This is a genomic window from Lysobacter sp. BMK333-48F3, from assembly GCF_019733395.1.
Classification (GTDB): Bacteria; Pseudomonadota; Gammaproteobacteria; order Xanthomonadales; family Xanthomonadaceae; genus Lysobacter.
The window spans coordinates 1860675-1873680 of record NZ_JAIHOO010000001.1; the positions used below are offsets into that span (position 1 = coordinate 1860675).

General features: G+C 70.2%; 9 protein-coding genes. 4 read left to right on the forward strand and 5 right to left on the reverse strand.

From position 1 onward, the window contains the following. Nucleotides 1-244 precede the first annotated feature (244 nt). Both K4L06_RS07830 and K4L06_RS07835 read left to right on the forward strand, forming a co-directional pair. Entirely contained in the window at nt 245-2923 is a 2679-nt protein-coding gene (locus K4L06_RS07830) for a TonB-dependent receptor (protein WP_221670864.1), read from the forward strand. Nucleotides 2924-3482: 559 nt separating this feature from the next. Then, complete coding sequence (locus K4L06_RS07835) at nt 3483-5045, forward strand: sodium/sugar symporter (RefSeq protein WP_221670865.1); 1563 nt, start codon at nt 3483-3485, stop codon at nt 5043-5045. A 50-nt stretch (nt 5046-5095) separates the two neighbouring features. On the opposite strand, the gene K4L06_RS07840 is transcribed toward K4L06_RS07835, so the two are convergent. Further along, complete coding sequence (locus K4L06_RS07840; RefSeq protein ID WP_221670866.1) at nt 5096-6121, reverse strand: LacI family DNA-binding transcriptional regulator; 1026 nt, start codon at nt 6119-6121, stop codon at nt 5096-5098. A gap of 162 nt (nt 6122-6283) precedes the next feature. Between K4L06_RS07840 and K4L06_RS07845 the strand changes: the two genes are divergently transcribed. Together K4L06_RS07845 and K4L06_RS07850 are read left to right on the forward strand one after the other, a co-directional pair. Then, complete coding sequence (locus K4L06_RS07845) at nt 6284-8860, forward strand: glycoside hydrolase family 3 protein (RefSeq protein ID WP_221670867.1); 2577 nt, start codon at nt 6284-6286, stop codon at nt 8858-8860. A 486-nt stretch (nt 8861-9346) separates the two neighbouring features. Continuing rightward, nucleotides 9347-9922 carry a response regulator transcription factor gene (locus K4L06_RS07850; RefSeq protein WP_221670868.1) on the forward strand — a complete coding sequence of 192 codons (576 nt, stop codon included), beginning with the start codon at nt 9347-9349 and terminating at the stop codon, nt 9920-9922. Nucleotides 9923-10462: 540 nt separating this feature from the next. Here K4L06_RS07850 and K4L06_RS07855 read toward each other — a convergent pair. The 4 genes from K4L06_RS07855 to K4L06_RS07870 form a co-directional block, all read right to left on the reverse strand. Then, entirely contained in the window at nt 10463-10912 is a 450-nt protein-coding gene (locus tag K4L06_RS07855; RefSeq protein ID WP_221670869.1) for a copper chaperone PCu(A)C, read from the reverse strand. A gap of 52 nt (nt 10913-10964) precedes the next feature. Further along, complete coding sequence (locus K4L06_RS07860; RefSeq protein ID WP_221670870.1) at nt 10965-11609, reverse strand: SCO family protein; 645 nt, start codon at nt 11607-11609, stop codon at nt 10965-10967. A gap of 73 nt (nt 11610-11682) precedes the next feature. Next, on the reverse strand, nt 11683-12366 hold the full coding sequence (locus K4L06_RS07865) for a hypothetical protein (RefSeq protein ID WP_221670871.1): 684 nt from the start codon (nt 12364-12366) through the stop codon (nt 11683-11685). A 123-nt stretch (nt 12367-12489) separates the two neighbouring features. After that, the gene (locus K4L06_RS07870) at nt 12490-12813 is read right to left on the reverse strand and encodes a hypothetical protein (protein ID WP_221670872.1); all 324 of its coding nucleotides are present in this window, start codon (nt 12811-12813) and stop codon (nt 12490-12492) included. Nucleotides 12814-13006 lie beyond the last annotated feature (193 nt).

The following is a 13006-nucleotide window of genomic DNA, read 5'->3' on the forward strand; positions in this document are numbered from 1 at the left end:
CCGTACAAGCGCTTGCGTGATTGCAGTCACGCTCGCCGGCGCCGGCGATGCCGCACGCGTCACGCAACGGTTGCCGCCCGCAACCATGCTGCGCCGCCACATCGTGTCCGCGAAATTGACAGCGCTGTCATAGTCGGGCTACATCGGCCGCGCATCGTCGTCCGCGGCGACGGGCCCGGCCCGGAACCGCGCGCACCACAGACCACAGCAGCGGCCGCCGGCCGACCCGGGGAGGGATGTTCTGATGACCGTGTCCAGCAGCGCGCGCCTGCGCGATTCGAGCCTGAGCCTGGCGATCTGTTCGGTGCTGCTGGCCGCGCCGGCCTGGGCCCAGCAGGCCGCGCCGGCCGCGCCGACGGGCGAGGCCGCGGCCGGCCGCGACGCCACCGACCTGGATTCGGTGATCGTCACCGTCGAGCGGCGCGAGCAGAGCCTGCAGAAGTACGCCGGCACCGCCCAGGCGCTGTCGCAGGACGATCTGCGCGGATTGGGCATCAACAACGAACTGCGCCAGATGCAGGTCGCCGTGCCCGGCCTGAGCATCGCCAACCAGGAGGGCGCGACCGAGGTCTTCATCCGCGGCGTCGGCTCGTCCAACAACACCGAGCTCGGCGACCCCGGCGCCGCGCCGCACGTCAACGGCGCCTACATCCCGCGCCCGCGCGGCCTGGGCGGGATGTTCTACGACCTGGAGCGGGTCGAGATCAACAAGGGGCCGCAGGGCACCCTGCGCGGCCGCAACGCGCTGGCCGGCACCCTCAACATCGTCACCAAGAAGCCCGAGCTCGGCGGCGAATTCGGCGGCTATGTGCAGGGCGAGGTCGGCAACCGCGAACAGCGCGGCTACGAGACCGCGCTGAACTTCCCGCTCGGCGACTACGCCGCGCTGCGCTTCGCCGGCTACCACATCGAGAAGGAGGCCGGGTTCGAGAACGTCGGCCTGTGGCGGCACATCGAGCCGGCCGGAATCCAGGACGACCACGCCGGCCGCCTGTCGTTCCTGTACGAGCCCGACGACAAGCTGTCGGTGTTCGCGATGCTCGACGTCGGCCGCGAACGCGGCACCGGCTACCCGGGCGCGAACCTGTTCCGCGCCGCCCAGGAGGGCTACAAGGCCGACGACATCGAACTGCGCGACATCCTCTACCGCGGCGTGCAGGGCGAGGTCGACAACAAGCTGTGGGGCTTCCAGGGGACGGTGCGCTACGACTTCGGCCCGGTCAACCTGGAGTACAACGGCAGCTACCGCGACGTCGACTACTTCCAGATCAATTCCGCCTCCGACGGCAACACCTGGCCGGGGCGCGACCTGCGCGAGCGTCCGCCCGGCCAGCCGGCGAGCTGGGGCGGAATCGACTACGACAACTTCGGCACCAACTACCTGCAGGCGCGTTCGCAGGCGCAGACCCACGAGCTGCGCCTGTCCTCGGCCGACGACGCGCGTTTCCGCTGGACCACCGGCGGTTTCTACTTCCACGAGAAGCAGCAGGTCGGCTTCATCGCCCTGGCCGACAAGGGCGCGTTCTACTCGGGCACCGAGTTCACCATGCCCGACGTCGACGGCAAGTCCTGGGCGGTGTTCGGCGACGGCACCTTCGACGTCAACGAGCGGTTCCGGGTCAAGGGCGGCCTGCGCTACACCGACGAACGCAAGTCGCGCGACGGCATCGGCGGCAACTGGACCATCGGCCTGGGCGGCGAGGGCGGCGTATTCCAGACCCGTCTTGGCACCGAAGGCTTCATGCCGACCCTGCTCGACCGGCCCAGCTTCGACGTCTCCGGCCTGACCAGCAACGCCGACATGGCCCGCTTCCTGCTCCAGGGCATCCTGCGCGCCGGCGCGCGCGACACCATGCAGCAACAGCTGCAGGGCATCGTCGACGGATCGCGCCCCAACGGCACCTGCGTCGACCGGCCCGACACCGGCGGCAACAGCGTCGATTGCCCGGCCAACGGCCAGCACAGCTTCCTGGTGCTCGGCGTGCCGTCGCCGCAGCACGGCTCCAGCGCCTTCGACTTCCTCGACTGGCGAGTCGGCTTCGAGTACGACCTGACCCCGCGCAACCTGTTCTACGCCACCGTTTCCACCGGTCACAAGGCCGGCGGCTTCAACGACAGCTTCGACGTCAACGTCATTCCCGAGACCTACAAGCCGGAGAAGCTGACCGCGCTGGAGATCGGCTCGAAGAACTCGTTCGACTTCCTCGGCCGCACTTCGACCTTCAACATCAGCGGCTTCTACTACGACTACGCCGACCAGGTGTTCCAGGACCTGAGCGTGATCGCGTTCAACCCCGACGGCGAGGCCACCGGCTTCGCCCTGGTCAACCGCAACGTCGGCAAGTCCGAGCTGTACGGCCTGGAGGCCGAAAGCCGGCTGCGCTTCGGCGCCGGTTTCACCCTCGACCTCAACGCGCTCTACCTGCAGACCAAGATCAAGCGCGGCGTGGTCGCCGACGTGCGCAGCCAGGACTTCGGCAACGGCGGCATCACCTCGCAGATCGACCTGACCGGCAACGAGCTGCCGCTGTCGTCGCGCTTCACCCTCAACGCGCGCCTGCAGCAGGCGATCGAGTTCGCCCGCGGCACCTTCGACTGGCAGATCCTCGCCGCCTACCGCTCCTCGTTCTTCCTGACCCAGTACAACGACCGCGACGTGACCTTCCTGCGCGACACCGCCGGCACGGTCGACCGGGTCGAGGACTCGGCCACGGCCGGCTTCCCCGACGAGCAACCCGGCTTCACCCAGATCAACGCCGGCGCCGGCTTCACCACCCTCGACGGCGCCTGGCGGTTCGAGGTCTGGGGCAGCAACCTGACCAACAAGGACGTGTCGCAGAAGGCCCTGGTCGGTTCCGGCGTCAACGTGCGCTTCCTCAACGACGCACGCAGCTACGGCGTGCGCGTGCGTTGGAACTTCTGATGGCCGCATCGCGTCGCAAGCCCCTCGCCCCGTCCCGCGCTCCGCTCCACGGCGCGCGGGCGGGGCGGCGGGGCATCCGGGCGGGCGGAGGCGCCGAGTCTCCCGCGCGTTCTCTACCCCGTCATTCCCGCGCAAGCGGGAATCCAGCGGCTTCAGCACGTTCTCTCCCTCGTCATTCCCGCGCAAGCGGGAATCCAGAGGCTTCAGCACGTTCTCTCCCCCGTCATTCCCGCGGAAGCGGGAATCCAGAGGCTTCAGCACATTCTCTCCCCCGTCATTCCCGCGCAGGCGGGAATCCAGAGGCTTCAGTGCCATGCCTCGGTGGAGCCCTGGATTCCCGCCTGCGCGGGAATGACGTCGGGCGGGTTTCGCGGCCGCTGGCTGTTGCTGCGTGCACGCGAGTCGTACACAACTCGTCCTCGGCCCGATTCGACCCGCCGAAAACCGTTCCCGACTTCATTGCAATCGAATTCTTGCCCGAAAACTCCGTTGCGCCGTGGCCAAGCCCGGTAGCGGCCGGTAGAACGACAGGCACCGCGCAGCCATTCTCAGGAGCCGCATGAAACTGTCCCTGCTCGATACCCTGATCGTCCTGGTCTACCTGGCCGGCGTGTTCGCCCTCGCGCAGTGGGTCTCGCGCGAGAAAGGCGGCCACGAGAAGACCGCCAAGGACTACTTCCTGGCCAGCAAGGCGCTGCCGTGGTGGGCGATCGGCGCCTCGCTGATCGCGGCCAACATCTCCGCCGAACAGATCATCGGCATGTCCGGCTCGGGCTACGCGCTGGGCCTGGCGATCGCCTCCTACGAATGGATGGCGGCCGCGACCCTGCTGGTGGTCGGCAAGTTCTTCCTGCCGGTGTTCCTGCGCAACGGCATCTACACCATGCCGCAGTTCCTGGAAGAGCGTTACGGCAACCGCATCCGCACCCTGATGGCGGTGTTCTGGCTGGGCCTGTACGTGTTCGTCAACCTGACCTCGATCCTGTGGCTGGGCTCGATCGCGGTGGCTCAGGTCACCGGCATGGACCAGTTCATGGCCCTGGCCCTGCTCGGCGCGTTCGCCCTGGCCTATCAGCTCTACGGCGGGCTCAAGGCGGTGGCGCTGACCGACATCGTCCAGGTCACCTTGCTGGTGCTCGGCGGGCTGATGGTGGCGGCGCTGACCCTGGGCAAGATCGGCGGCGACGCCGGCATCCTGGCCGGCTTCAAGACCCTGTGGGCCGCGCATCCGGATCACTTCAAGATGATCCTGTCGCCCGACAATCCGCACTACAAGGACTTGCCCGGCATCGGCGTGCTGCTCGGCGGGCTGTGGGTGATGCACGTGAGCTACTGGGGCTTCAACCAGTACATCATCCAGCGCGCGCTGGCGGCCAAGGATCTGCGCGAGGCGCAGAAGGGCATCGTGTTCGCCGCCGCGCTGAAGATCATCCTGCCGATCATCGTGGTGTTGCCGGGCATCGCCGCGGTGGTGCTGGCGCCGAACCTGCCGCGCTCGGACGACGCCTACCCGGCGATGATGGCGCTGCTGCCGACCGGCGTGCTCGGGCTGGTGTTCGCCGCCCTGGTTGCGGCGATCGTGGCCTCGCTGGCGTCGAAGATCAATTCGGTCGCGACCATCTTCACTCTCGACTTCTACGCCAAGCGCCGGCCCGACGCCTCGGAGCGGCAACTGGTGCGGATCGGCCGGCTGACCGCGGCGGTGGCGATCGCGATCGCGATCCTCACCGCGCGCCCGCTGATCGGCGGCTTCGACCAGGGCTTCCAGTACATCCAGGAATACACCGGCTTCTTCACTCCGGGCATCGTGGTGATCTTCGTGCTCGGCCTGTTCTGGAAGCGCGCCAACGAAGCCGGCGCGCTGGCCGCGGCGCTGGGCTCGTTCCTGCTCTCGATCGCGCTGAAGCTGGCCTGGCCGGAGCTGCCGTTCGTGAACCGGGTCGGGCTGGTGTTCCTGCTCGCCGCCGCGCTGGCGGTGGCGGTGTCGCTGGCGACGCGTTCGGGCGCCGGGGTCGACCGCATCCGTCACGACGGCGTGGGCTATGCGACGGCGCCCTCGTTCAACATCGCCGCGATCGCCGTGCTGGCGATCCTGGTCGCGCTGTACGCCGTGTTCTGGTGAGGACGGCGCGGCCCGCCATGCGCGGCGCCGGCGCCGCGCAGCCGCTGCGTTCAGCGCCGGCGCGCGCGGGCCTTGCCGACCGGGCCGGTGGACTGGCGCAGTTGCAGTTCGTAGGCGGCGACGATCATCTGCCCGTCCTCGGGCGACTTGAGCCGCTTGAACAATTCGTGGGTCGCCAACCGGCCCATCTCGCGGGTGGGCTGGCGCACCGTGGTCAGCGGCGGATAGATCTGGCGCGCGATCGGCGTGTCGTCGAAGCCGCATACCGACACGTCGCCGGGAATCGACAGGCCCATTTCGCTGGCGGTGCGGATGGTGCCGGCGGCCATGTCGTCGTTGGCGGCGAAGATCGCGGTCGGCGGGTCGGGCATCAGCAGCAGGCGCTGGGCGCAGATCGCGCCGGTGTCGTAATGGAAGTCGCCTTCCACCACCAGCGCCGGGTCGTACTCGATGCCGGCCGCGGCCAGCCCGTCGCGGTAGCCGTTCAAACGCCACTGGCTGGCGCCGTGCTCGGGATGGCCCTTGATGTGGGCGATGCGGCGGTGACCGAGCGAGATCAGGTGGGCCATCATCTCGCGCACCGCGCGCTCCTCGTCGAGGATCACGCCGATGCGGCCGCTGCGCAGCTTGGGCGAGATGTTGGCGTAGGGAATGCCGAGCTGGCCCAGGCGCTTCATCAGCCCCGGGTGATCGGTCAGCGGCGGAGTCAGCACCAGGCCGTCGGCGCGCGAGCGCTGCACGATCTCGTCGACGTGGGTCACCAGCTTGCGCTCGCCGTAGGTGACCGGGGCGAGCATCAGGTTGTAGTGCTGGGCGATGCAGGCGTCGAGCATGCCGGCCTGCACTTCCATCAGGTAGTTGCTGGACGGGTTGTCGTACAGCAGCGCGACCAGGAACGAGCGCTGTCCGGCCAGGCTGCGCGCCGACGGGTTGGGGCGGTACTGGAGCTTGCGCGCAGCGGCCTCGACGCGCTTGCGCGTCTCCTCGCTGACATTGGGTTCCTGGTTGAGCACGCGCGAAACGGTCTTCATCGACACGCCTGCCGCGTCCGCCACGTCTTCGATTCGCACCCGCATGAGTCGCCGATTCCCTGTCGCGTGTTGGGCGCATTCTGCCAGAACCGGCGGCGGATGCCCGCGCCGCGGCGATTCCGGTTCCGCCGCGCGGATGCAGCGTCCGCCCGGCATGCTCACACGGTACATCCACACGGTACATCCATCGATTCCCAGGAGCGAATCATGAACGCAAGCAAGGGGCGCGCAGGCGCCGTCCACGCACCGGCGCAAACGCGAGGCACGGCACGGCGCCGGCTGGCCTGCGGTATCGCCCTGGCCCTGCTGCCGGTCGTGCTGCAGGCGCAGGCGCCGCCGCTCGACCCCGCGCGCTGGCCCGAGCTGCAGGCGCCGATCCCGCGCGATGCGGCGCTGGAGGCGCGCGTGGCCGCGCTGCTGGCGCGGATGAGCGTGGAGGAGAAGGTCGGCCAGATCGTCCAGGCCGACATCAACAGCGCGACCCCGGAGGACGTGCGCAAGTACCACCTGGGCTCGGTGCTGGCCGGCGGCAATTCCGAGCCCGGCGGCATCTCCGAGCCCGGCGGACGCTACGACGCGCCGCCGCAGGAATGGCTGGACATCGCCGACCGTTTCTACGAGGCCTCGATGGACAGCGCCGACGGCAAGGCGGCGATTCCGATCCTGTTCGGCATCGATGCGGTGCACGGCCACAACAACCTGGTCGGCGCGACCTTGTTCCCGCACAACATCGGCCTGGGCGCGACCCGCAATCCCGAACTGATCCGGCGCATCGGCGAGGCGACCGCGGCGGAGGTGCGCAGCACCGGCATGGAGTGGACCTTCGCGCCGACCCTGACCGTGCCGCGCGACGATCGCTGGGGCCGCACCTACGAAGGCTATTCGGAAGATCCGCGGCTGGTCGCCGACTACGCCGCAGCGGCGATCGAAGGCCTGCAGGGCAAGCTCGGCAGCAAGCAGTTCCTCGACGGCGCGCACGTGATCGCTTCGGCCAAGCACTTCCTCGCCGACGGCGGCACCTTCGAGGGCCGCGACCAGGGCGATGCGCGGATCGGCGAGGACGAGTTGCGCCGCGTGCACGGCGCCGGCTATCCGCCGGCGCTGCAGGCCGGCGCGCAGACCGTGATGGCCTCGTTCTCGAGCTGGCAGGGCCGCAAGATGCACGGCAACCAGGAGTTGCTGACCGGCCTGCTCAAGCAGCGCTGGCATTTCGACGGCTTCGTGGTCGGCGACTGGAACGCGCACGGCCAGTTGCCGGGCTGCCGCAACGAGGATTGCGCGGCGGCGTTCAACGCCGGCGTCGATATGCTGATGGCGCCGGACAGCTGGCGCGGCTACTACGAGAACGCGCTCAAGCAGGTGCGCAGCGGCGAGATCGCGATGGCGCGGCTGGACGACGCGGTGGCGCGGATCCTGCGGGTCAAGCTGCGGCTGGGCCTGTTCGAGGCCGGCAAGCCCTCGCAGCGCCCGCTCGGCGGCAAGTTCGAACTGCTCGGCAGTCCGGCGCATCGCGCCGTCGCCCGCCAGGCCGTGCGCGAATCGCTGGTGCTGTTGAAGAACGACGCCGCGACGCTGCCGATTTCGCCCAAGGCCCGCGTGCTGGTGGTCGGCGCGGCGGCCGACGACGTCGCCCGCCAGTCCGGCGGCTGGACCTTGAACTGGCAGGGCACCGGGCTCAAGCCGGCCGACTTCCCCAACGCGCAGTCGATCTGGAGCGGCCTGCGCGAGCAGATCCAGGCCGGCGGCGGCGAGGCCGAGCTGTCCGCCGACGGCCGCCACGCACGCAAGCCCGACGTGGCGATCTACGTCTACGGCGAAGAGCCCTATGCCGAGTTCCAGGGCGACTTGCGCACGCTGGCGTTCCGTCCGACCCGCAATCCCGAATTGGAGACGATCCGCAAGCTCAAGGCCGACGGCATCCCGGTGGTCAGCGTGCTGCTGTCGGGCCGGCCGCTGTGGGTCAATCGCGAGATCAACGCTTCCGACGCCTTCGTCGCCGCCTGGCTGCCGGGTTCGGAGGGCGGCGGCATCGCCGACGTGCTACTGCGCGGGCGCGACGGTAAGGTCCAGCACGACTTCAAGGGCAAGCTGTCGTACTCGTGGCCGAAAACCGCGGTGCAGGTGGTCAACGTCGGCGACCGCGACTACGCGCCGCAGTTCGCCTTCGGCTACGGTCTGAGCTACGCCGAAGGCGGCAAGGTCGGCGTGCTGGCCGAGGATCCCGGCGCGGCCGACATCGACCCGCGTTCGATGCAGTTCCTCGGGCGCGGCGCGCTGCCGCGCGGCTGGCGGCTGCGCGCGACCGCGCAGGGCAAGGCCAGCGAAGCGATCAAGCCGCCGTTGGCGGCCGGCGCGGCGCTGGCGGTGACGGCGGTGGACTATCGCGCGCAAGAGGACGCGTGGCGCCTGCAGTGGAAGGACGCGGCGCGGCTGGAATGGGTCGCCGACGCGCCGGTGGAACTGGTACGCGAGACCAACGGCGACGTGCAGTTGCTGATTACGCTGAAAGCCGATGCCCTGGGCGAGGGCGAGGTCGCGCTGCTGGCCGGCTGCGGCCCCAAGTGCGAGGCGCAACTGCCGCTGGGCGCGGCCTTGCGCGGCCTGCCGCGCGGGCAGTGGCAACGGATCGGCGTGCCGCTGAAGTGCCTGCGCGCCGCGGGCGCGGAGATGGCCAAGCTGGAAGTGCCGTTCGGCCTGCAGGCCGGCGCCGGCACCACCCTGACCTTGCACGAGGTGGCGTACGGCACCGACGCGGAGACGGTGATCGACTGCAAGCGCCAGTGACGCCCGCGACGCCGCTCCGCCCACCCGGCGGAGCGGCGTCGCCGCTTTCCTGTAGGAGCGGCGTGAGCCGCGACAACCGAAACGAGATACGCGAGCGTCGTGGCCGAAGCCCGGACCGGCGAGGCAATGCCGCCGCGGATCGGGCGGGTAGTCGATTTTTGAGCGTGTCGTGGTATTTCACCGCTCCGGTTGTCGCGGCTCACGCCGCTCCTACAAAGGCGCGTTGCCGTCGTGTAGGAGCGGCGTGAGCCGCGACCACCGAAGCGACGTACGCGAGCGTTGCGGCCAAGTCCCGGTGGGCGAGGGAATGCCGCCGCGGATCGGGCGGGTAGTCGGTTTTTGAGCGTGACGTGGTATTTCACCGCTCCGATTGTCGCGGCTCACGCCGCTCCTACAGGGACGGCGCGTTAGCAGACCCCTGGACAGTTTGTCCTGCGGCGGTTTGCCGCAGTCCGGCGGCGCGGCGACAGGACTAGGATGCGGCGCATGAACGCACTGCCCCGTCCGTTATTGAGCGGTCTGCTCGTCGACGACGATCCGGCCTACGCCGCCACCCTGCAACGCAGCCTCGCCCGACGCGGCATCGAAAGCCGCACCGCCGGCAGCGTGCGCGAGGCGCTCGACCTGGCCCTGGCCCAGCCGCCCGGGTTCGCCTTGCTGGATCTCAAGCTGGGCCACGAATCCGGCCTGCAGCTGATCCGGCCGCTGCGCGAGCTGCGTCCGGACATGCGCATCGTCCTGGTCACCGGCTACGCCAGCGTGGCGACCGCGGTCGACGCGATCAAGCGCGGCGCCGACGACTACCTGCCCAAGCCGGCCAGCGTGCCGGCGATCCTGGCGGTGCTCGGCATCGAGACGCCGGATACGCCGTTGCCGGCGGCGCCGGCCAGCGAAACCATGATGCCGTTGCGGCGGATGGAGTGGGAGCATATCCAGCAGGCGCTCAACGACACCGGCGGCAACATTTCGGCGACCGCGCGCCTGCTCGGCATGCACCGCCGCTCGCTGCAGCGCAAGCTGGGCAAGCGCCCGGGCCCCGAGCGTCGCATCGTCGGCCTGTAGTTCTCCAGGGTTAGCATCGGCGTCCCGCCAGAGATTCCTTCGGTCACAAGCCGCGCCCGCCATCCCGCCCGGTCGCCGCGTCTTTATCCTGCGCCCCTGTAGGAGCGGCGTGAGCCGCGATCAAGGGACGCGCATAGGAATCAACGCCTCCGCCATCGATCGAAGCCCGAAACCATCGCGAAGGGTAGGAGCGGCGCAAGCCGCGACCGCGCTGCTGCGGTCTCGCGGCGCCTGTATTCGAAGGCCTCAAAAGCAAAGCTTCCGTCCGCAAGCGGCCGGGTCACTTTCTTTGTCCAAGGCGACAAAGAAAGTAACCAAAGAAAACGCCATTCCTGTTTCGAATCAAAAGCCACTATGGGACGGAGTCTGCGCAGGGCTGCTCCGCACAGGCCATCCCTGGCCTGGCTGCGCACGGCCCGCATCCTTGCGGGCCGCCCTTCGGGGCTTCAGGGCGTTCTCGCGAGTTCGCTGCTGCGCCAAGCTCTTTCCGGCAACGGCAACCGCAACCGCAACCGCAACCGCCGTTGTCGCTACGGTGCCTTACGGCCCCGTCGCCCCCAATGGGCGCACCAAGGCCTGCACCTCGGTCTCGCTGCGTTTGCCGTGGGCGTCCTCGAACACCAGGGTCATCGGCACGCGTTCGCCGGGGCGCAGGGCGCGGCGCAGGCCGATCAGCATGATGTGGTAGCCGCCCGGGGCCAGGGCGATGCTGCGGCCGCGCGGCAGGGGCAGGGCGGCGATCTGGCGCATGCGCATCATCTGCCCTTCCATCGCCATCTCGTGCACTTCCACCGCTTCGGCCGCCGGCGAGCGCGCGCCGACCAGGCGGGTGTCGCGTTGCGCGGTCAGGCGCATGAAGGCGCCGGTGGCGTGCTGCTGGGCGACGCTGGCGCGCACCCACGGCGCTTCGACCGCGACTTGCGCAGCGGCGGCGGTACTGAACACGAACAGGGACACGGCGAGGGCCGCGGAACTGAGACGGGCGATCATCGGGCGGCGCTCGCGGAGGGAGTGGGGATGAGCCGGGCTCACAGGGTCGGGCTCATAGGATCTGGCGGATATCGTCGACGCAGTGCTGCGCGCTCTGCTCGTGGCGCAGGGCGATGCGCAAGGCGCCTTGTGCGTCGAACACATAGCTCAGCGCCGAATGATCGATGGTGTAGGACGCGCCCGTCGGCACCTTGGCGTAGACCACGCGGAAGTCCTTGGCGGTGCGCGCGGTCCGTTCGGCGTCGCCGTACAGGCCGAGGAAACTCGGGTCGAAGGCGCGCACGTAGGTGTCCAGCACCTGTGGGATGTCGCGTTCCGGATCCAGGGTCACGAAGATCACCTGCAGCGCCTGGCCCGGCGCGCCGAGCAGCTTGCGGATCTGCACCGCGCGGGTCAGCGCGGTCGGGCACACGTCCGGGCACTGGGTGAAGCCGAAGAACAGCAGCACCGGACGGCCGCGGAAATCGGCCAGGCGGCGGACCCGGCCCTGCGGGTCGAGCAATTGGAAATCGCGGGCGAAATCGCGTCCGGTCAGGTTGATGCCGTGCAGCGACAGCGGGCGCTGGCCGCCGCAGGCGCTGAGCAGGCCGGCGCAGGCCAGGCCGGCGAGGACGCGCCGACGCGCGCGCAGGTCGATCGGGACGGGAAGGCGGGACGCGGGCACGGCGGCGGCCTCGACGATGCGGGAGGCCGGCATTGCAGCACCGCCGCCGCGGGCGGCGGATGTGGCCGAGTGTCGCAGCGCGCGCTGCCTCGCGCGCGACGACGCGCTACAGGTCGCGCACCACCCAGCCGCTGGGATGCGGCGTGTCTTCGCCGCTGTCGAGCGCGGCCTGGGCGACCTCGTCCGGGCTGCGCCCGGCCTTCCACGCCGCGGCCATCGCCGCCAGGCGCTCGCGGGTGGCGCGGGTGTAGGCGCCTTCCATTTCGTTCTGGGCGTCGGCCGCGAGCTTCTGCGGGTACAAGGTGCGCGCGTCCTCGCTGCGGTTGAGCAGGGCGATCAGGCGCGACAGCGCGGTGCGGAAGCTGGCCGCGCCGAGCGCGGTGCGCTGGGTGCGCTGCAGGTGCCACACGGTCAGGTACTCGACCGGGCCGAGCAGGCGTCGCGGCGTGGCGCCGAAGAAATGCCCGGACAGGGCGCTGACCGCGACCGGGCCGCCGGCGTCGGGCAACCGGGTCGCGCCCCAGGAGCTCAGCGCGCCGCCGGGCAGGTCCATGCGCCGCAACGCGGTGCCGAAGGTGTCGGCGAGCAGGCGCTGGGCATGGGCGTCGTCGCTCTCGGCGACCACCCCGAGCAGGCGGATGAACAAGGGATAGCGGTCCTCGCCGAGCCGGCGTACCACGCGCTTGAGCACCGCCAGGCGGTACTCCGGGTCGCTGTGCGCGGCCAGCGCGGAGATCAGCCGGTCGGCGCCGGCGCGCAGGGCTTCGGGGCTGGGAATGGAGTCGTTCAAGCGGGGACGGGGACGCGATGATGCCGGCGTCTAGGGTAGCGCGGACGTGGCTCGGGGGCCGCAGCCGGCGTTCGCGCGGGACGGGGTGCGGTCGCGGCTGGGCCGCTCCTGCCCCGGAGGGAGTCAGCTCAGCGCGTCGAGGACGGCGTCGGCGCCGCGGTCGGCGGCCGAGGACAGGTCCAGGCTGCCCAGCTCGTGTTCGAAGCCGGGGTCGCCGGCCAGGCGGCGTTCGCCCTCGGGCACTGCGCTCCAGGCGTCGGCGTTGAGCACGGTTTCGCCGGCATCGGCCGCCGGCGGCGCGTAGGCCGGCAGCGCGGCTTCGGCGACCTGGGGCGACTGCTGGATCTGCTCCTGCGGCGCCGGTTCCCGTCCGCGCAGGCTCTCGAGCGCGGCCTGCCCGTCGAGGCTGGTGCGGTCGATGCGCGAATCGGGGCCGATGGTGCTCATGCGGGGCGGGCAACGGGTGAAGTCGGGGGGATGGGCGAAATGTAGCGCCGGGCGGGGAGGGAGGATACTCGGGACGACCCTAGGTCGCCCGGCCCCGGTTCAGCCAGGCGCCGCAACGGCCGCGGAGCGTGACCGGAGTGGCGACGCCGCCACGGTCGCGGTCCGGTCTGCGTGATAGCCTCGTCACCCTCTC